The organism is Pseudomonas sp. GW821-FHT03C07 (assembly GCF_059420925.1).
In genome coordinates this window covers 282324-303110 of record NZ_JBWKUQ010000001.1, presented here as the reverse complement: position 1 = coordinate 303110, position 20787 = coordinate 282324, and the positions used below count along the sequence as shown (strand labels likewise).

The window sequence follows — 20787 nt, the reverse complement described above, 5'->3', positions numbered from 1 at the left end:
CAGGTGCAGGCGCCCTGGGTGAGCGTGATGACGGCCGCGATTCGGTGGGTTGCCCGGGCAGTCAGAACAGCCAAGGATTTTAAGGAGCGAGTAATCTGGTAAAAAGCGGTAAATATTCCGCCCATATCGGAATAAAAGGATCGAATAGGAGGGGCAAGTGGATCGACTGAGTGGCTTGATGGCCTTTATCCGCACGGCCGAGCTGGGCAGTTTCGTGGCGGCGGGCAGGGCGCTTGGCCTGTCGGCTTCGGCCGTCGGCAAGGGCGTGACCCGGCTTGAGCAGCAGTTGGGTGTCCGTTTGTTCCAACGTTCGACCCGCAGCCTCAGCCTGACCGACGAGGGCAGGGTGTTCCAGGAACGTTGCCGGCGCATCCTCGATGACCTCGACGACGCCCAGGCAACCTTGTCGCAGTCCACGGAAATCCCCCGTGGGCGCTTGCGGATCAGCATGCCGGCGGCCAGCTATCAGTTGTTCCAGTCGGTACTGACGGCATTCATGGCGTTGTATCCGGATATCGAACTGGACCTCGACTTCAGCGACAAGCTGGTGGATGTGATCGAGGAAGGAATGGATATCGTCATTCGCAGCGGCAACCTGCCGGACTCGCGCTTGATGAGCCGACCCTTGCCTGGCGTGCAACCGGTACTGTGCGCCGCGCCGGCGTACCTGGAACGGCATGGCACGCCGCAGACCCCGGCGGAACTGGATGACCACCTGGCGGTGCGTTTTCGCTACTTCAAGAATGGCAAGCTGCTGGATTTTCCATTATTGCGCGAGGAGGGCGCGCGGGAGCCACGGACCCGCACGGTGATGATCAGCAACAATATGGAAATGGTCCTTGGGGCGCTGGTCAAGGGCTTTGGCCTGGGTACCATCCCCGACTTTCTCGCTCGCGAGGCCCTGGCCGACGGTTCGTTGCGCTGCCTGCTGCATGGCTATCTGATCCCGCCGGACAGCATGAGCATCGTCTGGCCTTCGAGCCGCCAGCTGTCGCGCAAGATTCGCGTGTTCGTGGATTTCATGTGCGAGCGGCTGGAACAGGAGGCGGCGCAGTTGCGCACGACCATCGCCCAGGAGTGTCTTTATTCCCGCAGGAGCAAGAGCCAGCAGGCTCGATAGGGCGGTTGACGATAACCCACCGGGGGGCCGACCTCAGCTGTCAATCGCCACCCAGCAATGAGCGGGCGAAATCATCCGAGGCGATAAAGTCCAGGGTCTTGCGCAGTTGCACGGTTTCTTCCTCACCGAACGCCTGCTCGAAACGACTCGACATCCGTTGGGAGATCAGCCGGGCTTCTTCGTATTTGCGCCGGCCGTCTTCGGTCAGCAGCACGCGCCGGCTACGGCGGTCGAGCTCGTCCACCTGCAACTCCACCAGCCCGTCGCGTACCAGCGGTTTGAGGGTATGGCCGAGGGCCGAAAGATCCATCACCAGAGACTGCGCCAGATCGCGCATTTTCGGCTGATCGGCGCGGGCGATATGCGACAGCAGGGAGTACTGGGTAGCCTTCAGGCCGCAGGGTGCGAACGCTTCGTCATAGATTTGTCCCAGACGCCTGGAAGCACGGCGCACGGCGCCATTGGCACAACTGCTGGCCTGGGAACTGTCGGGACTGGGTGGCGCACATTTCAAGGGCTGATCACTCTCTAATGCAAAGGTCGAGCCAGTAATTATGCCTGTGACAGCCTTGAGAACAAGGTTTTTCAGGTCATGGGGCGGAGTCGACATGTCCTGTGACAAATATACTTGCGTATGCCTCTAAAATCTATATCGTGGCATATGCCTCTTTATAGCCTGTATATCAGTACCGTTAGCCGTCTTCACTGTCCAACCTCCTGTCTGGATCACCTCTATGCTGAGCCTCGTGCGCATAGCTTTGCGGCGCCCCTATACCTTTGTTGTACTGGCTATCCTTATCCTGATCATCGGTCCTCTCGCGGCCTGGCGAACGCCCACGGATATCTTTCCGGAAATTCGCATTCCGGTGATTGCGGTGATCTGGCAGTACACCGGGCTGCCGCCGGACCAGATGGCAGGGCGGATCACTTCGCCCTTCGAACGGGTGCTGACCACCACGGTCAACGACATCCGCCATATCGAGGCGCAGTCCCTGAGCGGCTATGGGATCGTCAAGGTGTTCTTCCAGCCCGGGGTCAATATCAGCACCGCCAACGCCCAGCTGACCTCGGTGTCCCAGGCGATTCTGCGTAACCTGCCGCCCGGCACCGTACCGCCGCTGATTCTCAATTACAGCGCCTCGACGGTGCCTATCGTGCAACTGGCCTTGTCGGGCAGCGGCCTCAGCGAGCAGAAGCTCGGCGACCTCGGGCTCAATACCGTGCGCCTGATGCTGACCACGGTGGCCGGTGCGGCGCTGCCCTATCCGTTCGGTGGCAAGAGCCGCCAGGTGCAGATCGACCTGGATTCGGCGCGGATGCAGGCGCGGGGGCTCTCGGCACAGGATGTCGCCACTGCCCTGGCGACACAGAACGTGATTACCCCAGTGGGCACGCAGAAGATCGGCAGCTATGAGTACATGCTGCAGTTGAACAACGCCCCCTCGGACTTCAGGGACCTGGAAAACCTGCCGATCAAGACCGCCGACGGCACCACTGTGCTGATTCGTGACGTTGCCACGGTCCGCGACGGCAACCCGCCGCAGACCAATATTGTTCACGTCAACGGTAACCGCTCGGTACTGCTTCCGGTGCTCAAGACCGGTTCGGCGTCGACGTTGGGGGTGATCGCGGGCATCAAGGACAAGCTGGCTGACTCCAAGGCGGCCTTGCCCCCCAACTTGAATATCGACCTGATCGGCGACCAGTCCCTGTTCGTGCGTTCGGCGATCAGCGGCGTGGCGCGCGAAGGCGTGATCGCGGCGGCGCTGACCAGCCTGATGATCCTGTTGTTCCTCGGCAGTTGGCGCTCGACGGTGATTATTGCCACGTCGATTCCGCTGGCGATCCTGGCTTCGATCGCCACCTTGTCGGCACTCGGCGAGACCCTGAATATCATGACCCTGGGCGGGCTGGCGCTGGCGGTGGGGATTCTGGTGGACGATGCCACGGTGACCATCGAGAACATCAACTGGCACCTGGAGCAGGGCAAACCGGTGGAAACGGCGATACTCGACGGTGCGGCGCAGATCGTCACGCCGGCCTTCGTTTCCTTGCTGTGTATCTGCATCGTGTTCGTGCCGATGTTCTTCCTCGACGGGGTGGCGCGGTTCCTGTTCGTGCCAATGGCCGAAGCGGTGATTTTTGCCATGATCGCCTCGTTCCTCCTGTCGCGGACCCTGGTGCCAACCCTGGCCAACTACCTGCTCAAGCCCCACCTGCATGGCGAGGACGGGCAGGCCCTGGTCGCGCCGTCGAACAATCCCCTGGTGCTGTTCCAGCGCGGCTTCGAAGCGCGGTTCGAGGCCTTTCGCGGGTATTATCATGAGGCGCTGGAAAGTGCCTTGCGGCATCGGCGTACGGTGGTTGTGGCGATGCTTGCCTTTGTCGTTGCCTCGTTTGCCCTGTTGCCGTTCCTGGGCCGCAACTTTTTCCCCGCAGTCGACTCCGGGCTGATTCTGCTGCATGTGCGTGCGCCGATTGGTACGCGGGTGGAGAGCAATACCCGGCTGATCAGCGAGGTCGAGAATTCGATCCGCAAGGTGATTGAGCCGCAGCAACTGGCGGCGCTGGTGGACAACATCGGCTTGGCCATCAGCGGTATCAACGTGGCCTACAACAACACCGGCACCGTAGGTTCCCAGGACAGCGATATCCAGATCAGCCTGAACGAGGACCACCGGCCAACGGCTGAATACGTGCGGGAGTTGCGTGAGATCCTGCCGCGCGAATTCCCCAACGCGGTGTTCTCGTTCCCGGCTCCGGACATTGTCGGGCAGATTCTCAACTTCGGTTCTTCGGCGCCCATCGACCTGCAGATCACCGGTAACAACCTGGCGGCCAACTTCAGCTATGCCAACAGCTTGCTGCGTGAGGTCCGCCGGGTGCCGGGAGTGGTGGATGCACGTATCCAGCAATCGCAGCAACTGCCGACCTTCAAGATCGATGTCGATCGGACCCGGGCGCAGTTGGTCGGCCTGACCGAACGTGACATCACCAACAGCCTGGTGGTCAACCTGGCCGGATCCAGCCAGGTGGCGCCGACGTTCTGGCTCAACAACGCCAACGGCGTTTCCTACCCGATTGTCCTGCAAACGCCGCAATACAGCCTCGACAATCTGGCCGCGCTGCACAACCTGCCGTTGACCGGCAGCGGCGGCGCGGCGGAGCAGACCCTCGGTGGCCTGGCCTCGATCGAGCGCAGCCACAGCAACTCGGTGGTGACCCAATCGGATATCCAGCCGGTGGTCGAGATCCTGACCTCGATCCAGGATCGTGACCTGGGCGGGGTAGCCGCCGATATCCAGAAGATCATCGTGGCCCATGCCGGCGAAGTCCCCAGCGGCTCGAAAGTTCAGTTGCAGGGGCAGGTACAGACCATGAGCTCGGCCTTCAGCGGCTTGCTCTTCGGTTTGCTCGGCGCGGTAGTGCTGATCTACCTGCTGATCGTGGTCAACTTCCAGTCCTGGAGCGACCCGTTCGTGATCATCACCGCTTTGCCGGCGGCGCTGGCGGGGATTGTCTGGATGCTCTTCGTGACCCACACACCGCTGTCGGTGCCGGCCCTGACGGGGGCGATCATGTGCATGGGGGTGGCGACCGCCAACGCGATCCTGGTGGTGAGTTTCTGTCGCGAACGCCTCGCCGAGCATGGTGATCCGCTGCAGGCGGCCCTGGAGGCCGGCTTTACCCGCCTGCGGCCGGTGCTGATGACCGCCATCTCGATGATCATCGGCATGGCGCCCATGGCCTTGAGCCTGGGCGAGGGCGGGGAGCAGAACGCCCCGCTGGGCCGCGCCGTGATCGGCGGCCTGGGTTTCGCCACCATCGCCACGTTGTTCCTGGTGCCACTGATTTTCAGTCTTGTCCACGGGCGCGATGCGCGCGCCGCATCACCTGCCATCGCGATTCAAGGGGTCTGACATGTCCATCGATACCATCGTACCCAATCCGACCCCTCGCGGACGTTCACGTCGGGGTCTGGTCGGCCTGCTGCTGGGGTTGGCCTTCCTGGTCGCCGTTGTGGTGCTGGGCATCAGCGTGCGGGCCAGCGAGTCGCGGCAGCTGAAAACCTGGACCAACGCCCAGGCGCTGCCCAGTGTCAATCTGATTACGCCGGGCGTGCAGGCCCAGGGCCCGGTCCTCAACCTGCCGGGGCGGATGGAGGCTTACTCGCGGGCCTCGATCTTTGCCCGGGTCAATGGTTACCTCAAGTCCTGGAAGGTCGACATCGGCGCCCACGTCAAGGCTGGGCAACTGCTGGCCGAGATCGATACCCCTGAACTCGACCAGCAGTTGCTGCAGGCCCGTGCCAACTTGGCCTCGGCGCAGGCCAATGCGACGCTGGCCGAAACCACGGCCAAGCGCTGGCAGGCGATGCTGGCGTCCGATTCGGTGTCGCGCCAGGATGTCGATGAGCGCACCGGCGACCTGGCGGCGAAACGGGCCAACGTCAAGTCGGCCCAGGCCAATGTCGAGCAGTTGGTCGCGACCAAGGGCTTCCAGCGCCTGACCGCACCGTTCGAAGGGGTGGTCACCGCGCGCTCCACCGACGTCGGCGCGCTGATCAGCGCCGGTGGCAGCGCCGGACGGGAGTTGTTCGCCGTTTCGGATGTCAGCCGCCTGCGGATCTACGTGCAAGTGCCGCAGACCTTCTCGCCGCAGATCCGCATCGGCACCACGGCACGGCTCACGGTGCCTGAATACCGCAAGGAATCCTTCAACGCCCGGGTGATTGCCACTGCCGACGCGGTGACGGCATCTTCCGGTAGCACCCTGGTGCAATTGCTGGTGGACAACCCGGGCGGTCGCCTGCTGCCGGGCGGCTATACCAGTGTGCAGTTCGATCTGCCGGTACAGACCGATGTACTGCGCCTGCCCGCCAGCGCCCTGGTGTTCGACGATCACGGCATGCGGGTCGCGACCCTCGACAAGAACGATCATGTGCAGTTCAAGGCCATCAGCATTTCCCGGGACTTTGGCGACTCCGTGGAGATCGGCAGCGGCCTGGGCGCCAGTGACCGGGTGATCGACACGCCACCCGATGGCCTGGGCGACAACGACGCGGTACGGGTGGAGATCAAACCCCATGGCTAAACACAGCGCGCCGTGGCCCTCGGGCTTGTGTCTGATCGCGACCCTGGGCCTGAGTGCCTGCTCGCTTGCGCCGCCGATGAACGTGCCGAAGACCCCCGAGCCCGGGCAGTTCCATACCCAGGGCCCGTGGACGCTGGCCACGCCCAACGATCAGTCCAGCCGGGAAGGCTGGTGGCGCATCTACAATGACCCGCAACTGGACGCCATGCAGCAGCAGTTGCTCGACCACAACCCCGACCTGAGCGCCGCGTTGGCGCATTATCTCCAGGCCCAGGCGTTTGTTGCCCAGACCCGCTCCGGGTTGTTTCCCAAGGTCGAGGCGATCGGCAATGGCCAGCGCCTGCGCCAGTCGGAAACGCGACCGTTGCGTTCGTCCACCTCGCCGAATGTCTACAGTTCCGCCACCCTGGGCGTCGAGGTGGACTATGAGGTCGACCTCTGGGGCCGGGTGCGCGACTCGGTGGCGGCGGGTGTCAACGAAGCCCAGGCGGCACAGGCCGATCTGGCCTCGGTGCGCCTGAGCCTGCAGGCCCAGTTGACGGACAATTACATCCATCTGCGCGGCCTCGACTGGCAGAACCAGTTGCTGAGCGAAACCCGCGATGCCTATACCAAGGCGCTGAGCCTGACCGAGGGGCTGCACGGTGGTGGGATCGTCTCCGGCCTGGATGTGGCGCGGGCGCGTACCCAGCTGTCCTCGGTCAAGTCGCAGTTGAGCCAGAATCGAGTGCAGCGGGCGTTGATCGAGCATGCGATTGCCGCGATGCTGGGTGAGTCGGCGTCGACCTATGCCATTGCCTCGAACACCGCGCCGATGGCCTTGCCCAATGTCCCCACGGGCCTGCCTTCGACGCTGTTGCAGCGGCGCCCGGACATTGCCGCCGCCGAACGCCGGATCGCCGCCGCCAACGCCCGGATCGGCGTGGCCCGGGCCGCCTGGTTCCCGGCCATCACCCTGAGTGCCCAGGGCGGCTATCAAAGTGATGAGTTCGCCAACCTGCTGACGGCCCCGAACCTGTTCTGGGCCCTTGGTCCTTCGCTGGTGGCAACCCTGTTCGACGCGGGTGCACGCCAGGCCCAGGTGGATATTGCCAAGGCGGCCACCGATGAGGCGGCGGCCAAGTACCGCAGTCTGGTGCTCGGTGCTTTCGAGCAGGTCGAGGACAACCTTTCGACCATCGCCGGGCTGGACAGCGCCCTGGTCGACCAGCGTGACGCCGCCGCGGCCGCGCAGTATTCCGAGGACCTGTCCCTGGCCCGCTACCGCCAGGGCGCTGTCGCCTATCTGGATGTGGTGACGGCGCAGGTCGCTTCGCTGGAAGCACGACGTTCGGTACTGCAATTGCAAACCCAGCAGTTGAGCGCCAATGTCGGCTTGATCAAGGCGCTGGGTGGTGGTTGGAATATCACGAAGTTGAACGCCAAGCCTGAGGTTGCAGTCAATCAGGCTGGCGCAGGCAGCGCCGCGGCGCCCCATTGACCCCAAGGAGTATATCGAGCATGACCCACTCATCAGAATACCTGCCACCCAAGGTCTGGACCTGGAGCCGCGAAAACGGCGGTAAATTCGCCAGTATCAATCGCCCGATCGCCGGTGCGACCCACGACCAGGACCTACCGGTCGGACGTCACCCGCTGCAGCTGTATTCCCTGGCCACGCCCAATGGCCAGAAGGTCACCATCCTGCTGGAGGAACTGCTGGCGCTCGGTCACTCGGGGGCGGAATACGACGCCTGGTTGATCCGTATTGGCGAGGGGGAACAGTTCGGCAGTGGTTTTGTCGGTGTGAATCCGAACTCCAAGATCCCGGCGTTGATGGATTACAGCGGCCCGAAACCGATTCGGATCTTCGAGTCGGGGGCGATCTTGCAGTACCTCGCCGAGAAGTTCGGCGTGTTCCTCCCGACCGAGCCCGCGGCCCGTGCCGAATGCCTGTCCTGGTTGTTCTGGCAGATGGGCAGCGCGCCGTACCTGGGCGGCGGCTTTGGGCATTTCTATGCCTATGCGCCGACCAAGATCGAATATGCGATCGACCGATTTGCCATGGAAACCAAGCGCCAGCTCGACGTGCTCGACAAGCGGCTTGCCGTCAGCGAATACATCGCGGGCAGCGAGTACAGCATCGCCGACATCGCGATCTGGCCCTGGTATGGCGGTCTGGTGAAGGGGCGGCTCTACGAGGCGGCGGAATTTCTTTCGGTACAGGACTACCCGCATGTCCGGCGTTGGGCCGATGCCATCGACGCACGTCCCGCCGTGCAGCGTGGGCGCATGGTCAACCGGGTCTCCGGGGAGCCTTCCAGCCAGCTGCGCGAGCGTCATGATGCGAGCGATTTCGACACCCGCACCGAAGACAAGCTGACTGTTGCGAGTGAGTAGTCCTGGCGATAACGACGTCTACGCAAGATGACGAGGCGGCGTGCGGTGGTTGCCCGGGTAAGGAGGTGACAAGCTGGAGAGCGCTTATTATAATTTGATTATCATAGGCCGCTTCAGAGTGTCGACACCTCCATGGAAAGCAAGACCGCACGCTTGACCGTACTGATTGATCCGGTCAAGAAAAAGGCCCTTGAGGAGCTTTGCGCTGCTCAGGACCTGACGCCGTCCCAGGTGGTTCGCCAGCTGATTCGCGACTATCTGGAAACCCACGGTGTTTCCTATTCTACCCAAAGCAAGGCGGCTGGCAGGGGGCAGTGACCCGGCCATGCGACGCCAGGCAGGCCGCGGTTACTGCCTGGGTGGGCTGGCTGCGCTCAGTGCCGAATTGAAGTCGGCATGGTAATGCTCAGGCCCCAGCGCCTGGAGTATCCCGGCCTTGCGCAGCTTGCCGAGGACTTTCTCGTTGGCTTCGCACAACTTCACGGCAATACTGCGGTTGCGTAACTGCTCGATGACTTCAAGCAGGGTCTGCAAGCCGGTGATGTCCATGAAGGGCACGTGATTCAGGCGAATGATCAGGGTCCCGGGGTCGGTGTGGGTCTGCGCCAGGACACGTTCGAAGGTTTCCGCCGCGCCGAAGAACAACGGCCCCTCAATGCCATAGACCAGGACATTCGGCGGCAAATCGACATGGCCGTTGAGGCGCAGCTCGACTTCCAGGTCCTTGCCGACCATTTTCTGCACTTCCACCGAAGACGCCATCCGCCGCATGAATTGCAGCATGGCGAGAATGACGCCGATATTCACCGCAATGGTCAGGTCGCTGAAGACCGTCAGCAGGAAGGTGATCAGCAATATCGCGATATCAGCCCGTGGCGCCCGCTGGAGCATGCGCTTGAAGTGTTTCAGCTCGCTCATGTTGTAGGCTACGACAAACAGGATGGCCGCAAGGGCGCACAGCGGGATGTTCGAAGCCAACGGTGCCAGGAAAGAAATCAGCAGCACCAACGTGAGCGCATGGGCCAGTCCGGCCAGCGGGCTGTTGCCGCCGTTGCGGATATTGGTGGCGGTTCGGGCAATCGCCCCGGTAGCGGCAAAACCACCGAACAAGGGACTGAGCAGGTTGGCGATGCCCTGGCCGATGAGTTCCTGGTTGGAGTCATGCCGGGTGCCGGCCATGCCATCGGCGACCACCGCCGAGAGCAACGACTCGATGGCGCCCAGCATGGCGATGGCGAACGCCGGGCCAATCAATTCGATGATTCGCGGCAGGGTCACTTCCGGCAGGCTCAAGGTCGGCAGCCCCTGGGGGATTCCGCCGAAGGCACTGCCGATCGTGGCCACCCCGGAAAACTGGAAAATCGACTGTATGACGGTAGCGACCACCATCGCCACCAACGGCCCGGGCACGCGTTTCATGCCGGGTAGCCGGGGTGTGAGCAGGACCAGCAGCAGGCTCAGGAGCGCCAGCAGGGTGGTCGCCGGATGAAGGTTTGGTAGCGCTTCGAGCAGGTGCCAGAGCCGCTCATGGAAATGTCCGTCGGCGATTTTCGGCAGGCCGAAGAAATCTTTCCATTGCCCGACCCAGATAATTACCCCGATGCCGGCGGTGAAACCGACGATCACCGGATCAGGGATGAACTTGATAATGGCGCCGAGCCGGGTGATCCCGAGCGTCAGCAGAATCGCCCCGGCCATGAACGAGGCTATCTGCAGGCCGTCAATGCCGTAACGGGCCGTGATGCTGGCCAGGATCACGATAAAGGCGCCCGTGGGACCGGCGATCTGCACCCGGCTGCCGCCGAACAAGGACACCAGCAGGCCACCGACAATGGCGGTGTAGATGCCTTGTTCGGGCTTGACCCCCGAGGCGATGGCAAAGGCCATGGACAGCGGTAGCGCGACGATCCCGACGATAACGCCCGCGACCAGGTTGCGCGACCAGTGCTTGCGCCCCAGCAATCCGGACTTCCAGGCTTCTCGTATCGCAATCATGACGCTTACTCCAAGGTGGTCATGTGCATAACATTAACATGCAATGATAACCAAAGAGCAATAGGCTGCCTGCAACCCTGGGCGATGTTCGACCCCTTGCCGGTCGCCATCGTCGATCAGCCGCCGCGGCCGCCAATCAGCCGCAGCCAGGGCGGCAGATGGACGGCGCCCATGATCAGGTACATCGTCAGCATGCCGTTGAGCGCAAAGGCTCCCGGCGTGGAAGCACAGATCATATCCGTGCCTGGGTCGAGGGCCGTGAGCAGTGCCATGATGGCGAAGATTGGCGCGGCCGCCAGGCACAGCCCGTCGGCAATACCCAGGGCATTGCCGACGGGCGTGCCTGTCGATCTGCCTTCCAGAGCCCGCTTGGACGAGAACATGCGGGTTACTCCTGGCCGTATTCGTCGTGGCGCCGCCACCAGATACCTTGTTCGTTGCGGCCCTTGGGTGCGCGGTCGAGCCATTGATACATGCCCCAGATACCATCCACCCCACGCGCATAGGCGGAGTAGGTGTGGTAGACCTCGCCTTTTTCGAGCACGAAGGCACTGATGCCGGGCCGGTCACGGGTGTAGGTGGCAATGTCGGTGCCGGTCGTCGAGGCGATCCGCGCAATCGGACTTTCGCTGCCCTGCAACTGCCATTCCTGGACGGTCTGGCCTCTCTGGGGACCCGCCAAGGGCGCTTCGCGCAGATAGTTATAGACGATGCCGCCCTCGCGCTGCTGCTCTTCGCTGAACCAGACGTTGAAGTCGCTGTTGAAATCGCTGCCGAACGAGCTGGCCCAGTCAAAGCTCCAGCCCATGCGTTGCTTGAACGCTTGCAGCTTGGCCAGCGGTGCCCGCGAGATGGCGGTGAAGGCGACATCATGGTGCTCGAGATGGACAACGACACCATTGAAACCATCGGCGATCGAGGAACAGGACGGGCAGCCGGCACTGTAATCGGGCCCGAACATGAAGTGATAGACGAGCAGTTGCGAGCGGCCCTTGAACAGTTCCTGCAACGAGACGCTGCCCGCCGGGGTGTCGAAGCGGTAGGCCTTGTCGATCCGTACCCAGGGCAGGGCCTGACGTCGCAGGGCCAGGGCGTCGCCACGTCGGGTCAGTTCTTTTTCATCCGCCAGCAGTTCGAGTCGCGCCGCCAGCCATTCTTCGCGGGTGCCTATCTTCTGTGTGCTCATCATGGTTCTCCATTTGCCATTGCTCGTCGTACCATCGGTCGTGCGAGCAGTTACCGGGTGGTTGTGAGCAGACTAAGGCGGGCCCAGCGGATGGTGGGAGTGACAAGTTTGACGGGATGTTCATGGACGCGCTGATCAGCGCCGCGGCGCGCTTGCTTGCGCGCGGTGATGTCCTCGGCGCCTTGAAGCGGGTCGCCCTGCGCGACGACGGGCCCGCGCTTGCGCTGCGCGGTATTGCCATGGCGCAATTGGGCGAACGGGTTCGCGCCAGGGCCCTGCTCAAGCTGGCCGCCCGTGCCTTCGGTTCGCAAGAGGTGGTGGCGAGGGCGCGCTGCGTCGTCGCCGAAGCCGAGATCGCACTGGTCTCGCGTGACCTGGCCTGGCCGGCCAAGACCCTGGCGAGTGCGCGGGCGGTGCTTGAGGAGCATGGCGACCATTTGAATGCCGCGCATGCCCGGCACCTGGAAATCCGGCTGCTGCTCTTGACCGGCCATCTTGACGAGGCCGCAGGTCTGCTGGGCGAGCTTGAACCGACATTGCTGCCCCCACCATTGAGGACCGCTTACGAGTTGGCCAGCGCCGGGATCGCTATCCGGCGCTTGCAGACGGGCGCGGCGCGCGCCGCGCTGCAGCGGGCGGAAAATGCCGCGCATGAGGCGGGGATTCATGCGCTCGCCGCCGAAGTCGAAAGCGCCGCCCAGGTGCTGAGCAGGCCAGCGGCACGCCTGATCACGCGGGGCGAGGAGCGCTTGATAGGGCTGGAGGAAGTCGAGCAACTGTTTGCCTCGGCGGCGCTGGTGGTGGATGCCTGCCGCTACACGGTGGGTGAGGGCAATGCGCGGGTATCGCTGACGACGCGGCCGGTCTTGTTCGTGTTGCTCCGTGCCCTTGCCGAGAACTGGCCAGGCGCTGTCTCGCGGCAGACCCTTATCGCCCGGGCATTCCGCGGCAAGGAGGCCGACGAATCGCAGCGGGTCCGGCTACGGGTCGAAATCGGCCGGCTGCGGGGCGAGATTCGTCCATTCGCGCAGGTGAGGGCGACCGGCGAGGGCTTTGTGCTCACGTTGCGACAGGCCCAGGCGCTGGTCATCCTGGCGCCGCCGGTCGAGGAGCGGTATGGCGGCGTGCTCGCGCTTTTGGCCGATGGCGAATCCTGGTCGAGCTCGGCCCTGGCGATCGCCCTGGGGACAAGCCCGCGCACGGTGCAGCGGGCGCTCGATGCCCTGGCGGCGACAGGCAAGGTGCAAGGCTTCGGCCGCGGACCGGCACGCCGCTGGGCGCTTGCATCCGTACCGGGATTCCCGTCAGTCTTGTTACTCCCAGGTCCGCTGACCAGCGGCTAGACTGAGCTCATGAAAAACTCTCAAGCTGAAATTCTTCGTGAATATGGGCCTTTTCCAGGCGCCGACTCGGTGGCTGGCGTGACTTATGACGGCCAGCATGTCTGGTTTGCCTCGGGCGACAGGCTCAACGCCCTCGACCCGGAAACCGGGGAGGTGGTGCGTTCGATCGAGGTTGCCGCACAGGCCGGAACCGCCTTCGATGGCCAGTACCTGTACCAGATTGGCGAAGGTCGTATCCGCAAGATCGATCCAAAGAGCGGTGAGCTGCTCTCGACCATCCCGGCCCCCGGCAATGGCGGCGACTCCGGGCTGGCCTGGGCCGAAGGGACACTGTGGGTCGGGCAGTATCAGGGCCGCCGGATCCATCAGGTCGATCCCGAAACCGGGGCCGTTCTGCGCATTATCGAATCGAACCGCTTCGTCACGGGGGTTACCTGGGTCGATGGCGAGCTTTGGCATGGTACTTGGGAAGACGACAAGAGCGATGTCCGGCGGCTCAATCCGCAAACCGGCGCGCTGCTGGAACGCATCGATATGCCCGCTGGCATGGGGGTGTCGGGGCTTGAGTCGGATGGTGAAAATCGGTTTTTTTGCGGTGGCGGGAATAGCGGCAGGATCCGCGCGGTCCGCCGCCCCAGGTAAGCCGGCAGACCTGCTGCGCTTATCCGGACGCCATCGCCGGCAAGCCGGCTGCCACCGCTCCGTGTATCACCGCACACCATCGTGGTGCCCGAAACTGGGTTGCAACGGGTGCTGCGATCCATTTTTTTCGAGCTGTCTCTGCTCGGAAAAACGTACAAGCTTTTCTATCTTTACTCCGCGATTTCGCTAGCTAACCGTACGCCGGGCAGTGCTAAAAAGCACACTGAACAACGCCTGGAAAAAACATGACATCCTCCTCACTCCCTCGTTCCCACTCAGGATTTGGCGCTTTCTGCATGGCCAGTTTCCTGCTTTCGGTCGCTTACGGCTCAACCTTCCTGCTGGCCTTGCTGGTCAAGTCCTTTGGCGGCAACGAACATGATGCCGGGCAGGTCATTGCCACCGCGATGCTCAGCACCCTGGCCGCAGTCGTCGGCTCGGGGCATCTGATGAATCGCTGGGGCGCCGCGCGCTGTGTCGCCTTCGCCGCCGGCTGCCTGGCCTGTGCTTCGCTGGGTTTTGCGCTGGTTCCGGGGCTGGGGGGCGCGCTGATGTCTTGCGCTCTGGTGCTGGGCCTGGGCTGGGGGATTTTCTACACCCTGGGACCGATCATGGTCACGGCAATGGTCGAACCGGCGCGGCGCACCCACTGCTTTGCCTTGCTCTCGGGCAGCATGTTGAGCGGTATCGGCAGCGGGCCGATCAGCGGCAAGCTCGCCGGTTACTTCGGCTTGCCGATCCAGACGGCATTCTTCTGCGCCGCCGCCACCGCGATACTCGGCGGGCTGTATTTCTGGCACCTGGGTGGTCGCGACCAGACGGGCGCCACTAACCGGCCGGTCATCAAGATCAGCGTGGCGTCAGCCGTTCAGGTGCTGCGCTCCAGGTCCGTGTTCTCGATCCTGATGGTCGGGCTGGGCGGTGCGATCTTCGGTGGCCTGGGCAGCTTTCAAACCAGCTATGCGGCCAGCCTCGGACTCGACTATTCGCTGTTTTTCCTCTGTTTCATGGGCGCCGCCATCGCCTGTCGGCTGCTGATTGCCGGTTGGGTGGTCAAGCGTAACCCCTTTGCCGCCTCCAGCGTATTGACCACGCTGATGCTGCTGGCGGTACTCGGTTTCGGCCAATGGGTGCACGACAGCCTGAGCTACGGCGCCATGGCGGCTTTGCTGGGTATCGGCTACGGCCTGAACTATTCGGTGATCAACGGGCTGGCGGCCAATGAAGCGCCGCCGGGGCTGACCGCACAGGCGCTGCTGCTGTTCAGCCTGGCCTATTTCCTCGGGGTTTTTGGTTTCCCCTTCGTAGCTGGCAAGCTGATCGCCGATGGCGGCGTGCACGGCATGCTGTTCAGTACCCTGCTGATTGCCGCGCTGGTGTGGATCATCAGCCTTGGCCGCTGGCTGGGGGATTCGGCGCTTTCAGGCATACGCGAATGAACGGGCGGTGCAAAATTCGTCAGCGCTATCGCCAGCAAGTTCCGCCGCGTTGGTCTCTCACCACCCGTCTAATCGTGACACCAGACACAAGCCGGCTTGCTGCCGATAGCGATTCTGGATGCCCCGACGACCCGGGGTATCAAGCCAGGATAATCTCCTTGAACCTGACTTTCAGTGCGTCGAACGCGGCTTCGTCGCTGGCCCGCTGATTGGTCACCAGCACGTCGATGCGCTCCGCTGGGCAGAAACTGACACGGCTCTGCACGCCCAGTTTGCTGTAGTCGGCCAGGATCACCACCCGTTCGGTGTGCTCGACCATGGCCCGGGCCACTTCGCTTTCGCGGTGGTCGTAGTTGCTGGCGCCCTGATGGACGTCCACCCCCACCGGTGAGAGCAGTGCCAGATCAGCGCGGTAGCGGCCGATTTCCGCCACCGTGGTAGCGCCCACCGTGGCCGGTGCGCGATCGCCAAGGGTGCCGCCGAGGACGATCACTTCGTTGTGCTGGCTACCCGGCGCGCTGCCGCCGCGCAGTTGCAGCGCGACGTTGAACGAGTTGGTGATCACGGTCAGCCCGCCCAGCTTGGCCAACTCCTGGGCAAAAATTTCAGTGGTGGTGCCGGCGTCGATAAAGATCGTCTGGCCATGGGCGAGCAGGCCGACCGCGGCGCGGGCCAGGTCACGCTTGAACTTGACGTTGATATGGACGCGCTCGGCAATCGGCGCCTCGTCCTCGACGTTGATCGCACCGCCGTGGATGCGTTTCAACTCGCCCAGGGTTTCCAGCGCCACCAGGTCGCGCCGCACGGTCTCGCGGGAAACATTCAGTTCCGTGACAATGCGGTCGGTGGTCACACGCTGCAAGGTCGCCAGCAGTGCACGAATCCGCTGGTAACGCTCTTCTTGCCACATACCTCATGTCCTTACTGTTGGGATCGCTATCCGAGCACGCATTGTGGAAGACGGGACAGCGCTGTCAAGTTCGGTCGCCCATCACTGTCGGTGAGAAAGTGTCGATGTGCCATAAATGTGTAATATTGTGGCATTGTTGTATTTATATGCATTTGGCGCTAGCCTCGTCGCCGGGCGGCCCGTCCCCTGCGCCCTTGTCTTGAAACACGCTCTCGCCGTCGCCCCGTTTGCGACCATTCTTCTAATTCCAGGAGTTATGCCATGCAGCGTCGCCAGTTTCTGAATACCCTTGCCGCCGTTTCCGTTGTCAGTCCCTTGTTGTTGAGTGGCCGCCTTGCCGAGGCCTCCACCGCCAAGGCCACGCCGAGCGCACTGGACCCGGCGCGCTGGTCGCCGTTGAACCAGAAGCGCCTGCAGGCGGTGCTCGACCAGCATGGCCTGAAGAGTGCGTCCTACCACCCGGACAAACGCCCGTACGCGGTGTTCGACTGGGACAACACCTGCATCATGAACGACTGCGAAGAGGCGCTGCTGGTCTACCAGATGAACCACTTGCAGTACAAACTCAACCCCGACGAGTTTGCCGCCGTGCTGCGCCAGGACGTGCCGAACGGTGCGTTTATGAAGGACTACCTGACGGTCGACGGCAAGCCAGTGAACATGGAAGACATCGCCGCCGACGTCGAAGCCGACTACCGCTGGTTGCACGCCAACTACCAGGGCCTGGCCGGCAGCAAGAGCCTGGAGGAAATCCAGGCCACCGATCAGTTCAAGGACTTCTTCACCAAGCTCTACTTCATGTATGACGCGATCTGCGACAGCTACCCGGTGGAGATCGGCTACAAGTGGATCATCTACTTCTACAAGAACATGAGCACCGCCGAGTTGCAGGCGATGGCCGAGGCCTCCAACAACCATGACCTGGGTGATGGCCTGCGCAAGGTCAGGTACGAGAGCCCGCGCAGCTTGCCGGGCAAGGCCGGGGTGGTCGCCGATACGCACTTCCACGGCATCCGTATCCACGAGGAAATCCGTGGCCTGATGCACACGCTGCGAGCCAACGGCATCGACGTCTATATCAGCACCGCGTCCATCGATGACGTGGTCCGGGTGTTCGCTGGCCATCCCAACTACGGTTATGGCGTACCGCCGGAAAACGTGATCGGCCTGCGCCTGGCGATGAAAGACGGCAAGTACGACAGCAGCTACCTGCCGGGCTGGCACTTCAACTACGGCCCGGGCAAGACCGTCGGGATCAAGAACGTGCTGGTGGCGAAGAAGGGCTATGGCCCGGTGCTGGTGGCTGGCGACAGCGACGGCGATGCCTGGATGCTGCGTGACTTCAAGGACACCGCCGTGGGCGTGATTGTCAACCGCATGAAAAAGGGCGAGATCGGTGCCGACAGCCAGAAGGCCGCCGAGCAGTTGGGCAAGGCGGACGCCCGTTTCGTCCTGCAGGGGCGCGACGAACAGACCGGCCTGATGATTCCGGATGAGAAGTCGATCAAGTACGGCAAGACCGAGCGCAAGCTGCTGGCGTAAGTCTGTCGGCTCGCGGGTGGCGCCAGGCTGCCCGTGAGTCGCGGTAATAAAGGTTTTCGCCCAAAGGCCTGTTGATACAACTGGCACGTCATATCGAGCGCCAGCCAAGGTGACCCGAACGCTGAAACCGCTCCTTTGCAAGGGACGTACTACACTGCTGGAGTGATTGGCGTCCCCGCAAGCGAACGTTCACGCAGCCTGGCCTCGGAGTGGTTTCATGAAGACAAGGAACATCAGGTTGACCCTCAGATCGGCCCTCGCTTTCGGGCTGATCTGCCTGTTGCTGATCAGCCTCGGAGTGACCTCGCTGTATCGGATGAAAGAAATCCACGACGCGTCTCTGAGGCTGCAAACGGACTGGCTGCCGAGTGTGCGTCAGGCCGGTCGCATTCAAGATGCGGGGCAACTCTACCGGCTCGATGCCCGTCGCTTTGTCATGGATGAAGAGCGCCAAAGCAAAAGCTCCCTGGACAAACTGCAGGCGCTGAAAGTCGTCCTGAGCCAGGAAACCGAAAAATATGCTTCGCGGGTTTCCAGTCCCGAAGAAAAACAGCTTTATGATCAGGTGATCAGTGATGTGCGCAATTACCAGGACCTGATCGATCGACTGGTGAGCATGAGTTCGGCCGCATCCTTCGAGAGCATGACCCACTTCATTCGTGACACCACCAGTGACGCGGCGAAGAAGTTGCAAGCTTCGATTCAAGCGCTGATCCGCCTCAACGAGGAGGGGGCCGAGCATTCGGGGCAGCTGTCAAACACCAGCTATGACAGCGCGCTCTTGCTGACACTGATATTCATGGTGCTGGCCCTGGTGATCAGTTGTGCCGTGGCGCTGCTGTTTACCCGCAGTATCGCGCAGCCGATCAATGCCCTGCGTCTGTCGATGCAGAAGATCGCCGACGGTGACCTGAAGAGCAAGGTGGAGGTCAGCGGGCGGGATGAAATCACCGACCTGCAGACGGTCGCCGCCGCCATGCGTTCGAGTCTCAAGAACACCATCGAACATATCTCCGACTCGTCCCGACAGCTGGCCTCGGCGGCTGAGCAGATGAGCGCGATTACCCATGAGTCGACGAAGGGTATTCAAAAGCAGAGCGTTGAAACCGACCAGGCCGCCACCGCGGTCAACCAGATGACCGCCGCGGTCGAGGAAGTGGCCAGAAATGCCGTTGCGGCTTCACAGTCCACCCAGGCCTCGGAAAGCTCGGCACGGATCGTCCAGGATCGAGTCGATGAAACCATCGGCTCCATTGAGCGCTTGAGCAGCCGTGTCGAACAGACCAAAACCGATATAGAAGGTCTGGCCGGACAGGCCCTGCATATTGCCAAGGTGCTCGACGTGATTGGCGCCATCGCCGAGCAGACCAACCTGCTGGCGTTGAACGCCGCCATCGAAGCCGCCCGGGCTGGCGAGCAGGGCCGTGGCTTTGCGGTGGTCGCGGACGAGGTACGTGCCCTGGCCCATCGGACCCAGCAGTCGACCCAGGAAATCGAGCAGATGGTCAAGGGTATCCAGCTCGACTCGAAGAAGGCCGTGGAGTCGATGAACCACAGCAGCGAAGAAACCCGGGTGACCCGTTCACTGGCCCACGAGACGGGCCTGGCAATCAAGGAGGTGACCCTGTCGATCTCGCATATCAATGAAAAGAACCTGCTGATCGCCACGGCTTCCGAGCAACAGGCGCAGGTGTCCAGGTCAGTTGACCGTAACCTGATGAGTATTCGTGATCTTTCCATTCAAAGCTCGTCGGCCGCCAGCCAGACGTCGATCGCCAGTGGCGAGCTGTCGAAACTGGCGGGAAGCCTGAATCACCTGATCGCGCGGTTTTCGCTGTAGCCGGACCTCCAGCGAGGTGCTCCAGCGTGATAAGAAACCAGGATGTTCGTCATGCTAAGACAGATACAGGTGAGCGAGCTTCGTGTCGGTATGTATGTGCAATCCTTTTGCGGCTCCTGGATGGATCACCCATTCTGGCGCAGTCACTTTCTGCTCGATAACGAAGAGGATCTGCAGAAGATCCGTAGCTCCGGCCTCGCCGCGCTCTGGATAGATACCAGCAAGGGGCTGGATCTCCAGGCCGAGGAGCTGGCTTCGGCGGCGGCATCGGCGCTCGAACCGCTGGTCATTCCTGCACAGGAGCGTCCACGCAATCGCCCGCGGATCGCCATGAGCGATGAAGTGATCCACGCATTGAGCTTGTGCGCGCGGACCAAGGTCGCGGTGCTGAGCCTGTTCAGCGATCTGCGAATGGGCCGGGCGGTTGATCCCGAGCAGGTTACCCAACTGATCGCCGATATCTCGGATTCGCTGATCCGTCACCCCGATGCATTGATCAGCCTGGCCCGGCTCAAGACCAGTGATGAGTACACCTATATGCATTCAGTGGCGGTATGCGCGCTGATGATGAGCCTGGCCTACCGCCTGAACCTGCCCGCAGGCCTGGTGAAAGAAGCCGGTATGGCGGGCATCCTGCATGAAGTGGGCAAGATGATGCTGCCGGCGCAGTTGCTCAATAAAACCTTGCCGCTCACGGAGGCCGAGTTCGAGAGCCTGCGCCGACATCCCGAGATCGGCGCGAAGCTGCTGCTCGACACCCGTCATTTCAGTCCGCGGGTGGTGGATGTCTGCCTGCATCATCACGAGAGAGTCGATGGCAGCGGTTATCCGCACAAGCTCTGCGGGACGCAGATCAGCCTGTTTTCGCGGATGGCCGCGGTGTGTGACAGCTATGACTCGGTGACCTCCGAGCGACATGGCAAGCAGGCCTGGACGGCGGCCGAGGCGATTCGGAAAATGGCCGATTGGAAAGGTCAGTTCGATGAGCAGGTCTTCCATGCCTTTGTCCGCTGCATCGGAATCTATCCGGTGGGTGCCCTGGTGCTGTTGCACAGCGGTCGTCTGGGGATCGTCATGGAGCAGCATGAGCAGTCATTGCTGACGCCCCGGGTGAAGGTGTTTTACTCCTCGAAACTGCGCATGCCCATCACCCAGAGTGTCATCGATCTTGCCGTTGCCAGCGAACAGGACTCGATCACCAGCCTGGAGTCGGTCAATAAGTGGGGGTTCAAGCACCTGGACGAGCTGTGGTCGGGCATTTCCATTGGCAAGCAGTCGATCTTCAATACCGCCTAGC

General features: G+C 62.4%; 17 protein-coding genes. 12 read left to right on the top strand and 5 right to left on the bottom strand.

Features of this window, described 5'->3' with window-relative positions:
* Positions 1-157 precede the first annotated feature (157 nt).
* On the top strand, positions 158-1120 hold the full coding sequence (locus AC07VG_RS01275) for a LysR family transcriptional regulator (protein ID WP_495001005.1): 963 nt from the start codon (positions 158-160) through the stop codon (positions 1118-1120).
* Positions 1121-1160: 40 nt separating this feature from the next.
* Here AC07VG_RS01275 and AC07VG_RS01270 read toward each other — a convergent pair whose 3' ends face one another.
* The gene (locus AC07VG_RS01270; protein ID WP_495001004.1) at positions 1161-1634 is read right to left on the bottom strand and encodes a MarR family winged helix-turn-helix transcriptional regulator; all 474 of its coding nucleotides are present in this window, start codon (positions 1632-1634) and stop codon (positions 1161-1163) included.
* Positions 1635-1854: 220 nt separating this feature from the next.
* Between AC07VG_RS01270 and AC07VG_RS01265 the strand changes: the two genes are divergently transcribed.
* From AC07VG_RS01265 to AC07VG_RS01245, 5 genes are all read left to right on the top strand, one after another.
* Positions 1855-5040, top strand: a complete 3186-nt coding sequence (locus AC07VG_RS01265; RefSeq protein WP_495001003.1) for an efflux RND transporter permease subunit — start codon at positions 1855-1857, stop codon at positions 5038-5040.
* 1 nt (position 5041) lies between these two features.
* The gene (locus AC07VG_RS01260) at positions 5042-6214 is read left to right on the top strand and encodes an efflux RND transporter periplasmic adaptor subunit (protein ID WP_495001002.1); all 1173 of its coding nucleotides are present in this window, start codon (positions 5042-5044) and stop codon (positions 6212-6214) included.
* Positions 6207-7694: an efflux transporter outer membrane subunit gene (locus AC07VG_RS01255; protein WP_495020306.1), complete on the top strand. Its 1488-nt coding sequence runs from the start codon at positions 6207-6209 to the stop codon at positions 7692-7694. The genes AC07VG_RS01260 and AC07VG_RS01255 overlap by 8 nt, the downstream gene beginning before the upstream one ends.
* A 20-nt stretch (positions 7695-7714) precedes the next feature.
* Positions 7715-8593 (top strand): glutathione-dependent disulfide-bond oxidoreductase, encoded by an 879-nt coding sequence (yghU, locus tag AC07VG_RS01250; protein WP_495001000.1) that lies wholly within the window; start codon positions 7715-7717, stop codon positions 8591-8593.
* 132 nt (positions 8594-8725) lie between these two features.
* On the top strand, positions 8726-8911 hold the full coding sequence (locus AC07VG_RS01245; protein WP_495000999.1) for a ribbon-helix-helix protein, CopG family: 186 nt from the start codon (positions 8726-8728) through the stop codon (positions 8909-8911).
* 30 nt (positions 8912-8941) lie between these two features.
* Here the strand turns inward: AC07VG_RS01245 and AC07VG_RS01240 are convergent, their stop codons facing one another.
* The 3 genes from AC07VG_RS01240 to AC07VG_RS01230 all read right to left on the bottom strand — a co-directional run bounded on the left by AC07VG_RS01240 (position 8942) and on the right by AC07VG_RS01230 (position 11774).
* Complete coding sequence (locus AC07VG_RS01240; RefSeq protein WP_495020305.1) at positions 8942-10588, bottom strand: SulP family inorganic anion transporter; 1647 nt, start codon at positions 10586-10588, stop codon at positions 8942-8944.
* A 116-nt stretch (positions 10589-10704) separates the two neighbouring features.
* The gene (locus AC07VG_RS01235; RefSeq protein ID WP_495020304.1) at positions 10705-10971 is read right to left on the bottom strand and encodes a hypothetical protein; all 267 of its coding nucleotides are present in this window, start codon (positions 10969-10971) and stop codon (positions 10705-10707) included.
* A gap of 5 nt (positions 10972-10976) precedes the next feature.
* Positions 10977-11774 (bottom strand): DUF899 domain-containing protein, encoded by a 798-nt coding sequence (locus tag AC07VG_RS01230; protein ID WP_495020303.1) that lies wholly within the window; start codon positions 11772-11774, stop codon positions 10977-10979.
* 122 nt (positions 11775-11896) lie between these two features.
* Between AC07VG_RS01230 and AC07VG_RS01225 the strand changes: the two genes are divergently transcribed.
* The 3 genes from AC07VG_RS01225 to AC07VG_RS01215 all read left to right on the top strand — a co-directional run bounded on the left by AC07VG_RS01225 (position 11897) and on the right by AC07VG_RS01215 (position 15198).
* Positions 11897-13117, top strand: a complete 1221-nt coding sequence (locus tag AC07VG_RS01225) for a helix-turn-helix domain-containing protein (protein WP_495020302.1) — start codon at positions 11897-11899, stop codon at positions 13115-13117.
* A 9-nt stretch (positions 13118-13126) separates the two neighbouring features.
* The gene (locus AC07VG_RS01220; RefSeq protein WP_495000994.1) at positions 13127-13759 is read left to right on the top strand and encodes a Vgb family protein; all 633 of its coding nucleotides are present in this window, start codon (positions 13127-13129) and stop codon (positions 13757-13759) included.
* 245 nt (positions 13760-14004) lie between these two features.
* Positions 14005-15198, top strand: a complete 1194-nt coding sequence (locus tag AC07VG_RS01215) for an MFS transporter (RefSeq protein WP_495000993.1) — start codon at positions 14005-14007, stop codon at positions 15196-15198.
* 139 nt (positions 15199-15337) lie between these two features.
* Here the strand turns inward: AC07VG_RS01215 and AC07VG_RS01210 are convergent, their stop codons facing one another.
* The gene (locus AC07VG_RS01210) at positions 15338-16108 is read right to left on the bottom strand and encodes a DeoR/GlpR family DNA-binding transcription regulator (RefSeq protein WP_495000992.1); all 771 of its coding nucleotides are present in this window, start codon (positions 16106-16108) and stop codon (positions 15338-15340) included.
* A gap of 261 nt (positions 16109-16369) precedes the next feature.
* Here AC07VG_RS01210 and AC07VG_RS01205 point away from each other — a divergent pair, with 261 nt between their 5' ends.
* From AC07VG_RS01205 to AC07VG_RS01195, 3 genes are all read left to right on the top strand, one after another.
* Positions 16370-17650 carry an HAD family hydrolase gene (locus AC07VG_RS01205; protein WP_495000991.1) on the top strand — a complete coding sequence of 427 codons (1281 nt, stop codon included), beginning with the start codon at positions 16370-16372 and terminating at the stop codon, positions 17648-17650.
* A gap of 217 nt (positions 17651-17867) precedes the next feature.
* A complete protein-coding gene (locus AC07VG_RS01200; RefSeq protein ID WP_495000990.1) occupies positions 17868-19490 on the top strand; it encodes a methyl-accepting chemotaxis protein in 1623 nt (540 codons plus the stop codon).
* Positions 19491-19541: 51 nt separating this feature from the next.
* Complete coding sequence (locus AC07VG_RS01195) at positions 19542-20786, top strand: cyclic di-GMP phosphodiesterase (RefSeq protein ID WP_495020301.1); 1245 nt, start codon at positions 19542-19544, stop codon at positions 20784-20786.
* Position 20787 lies beyond the last annotated feature (1 nt).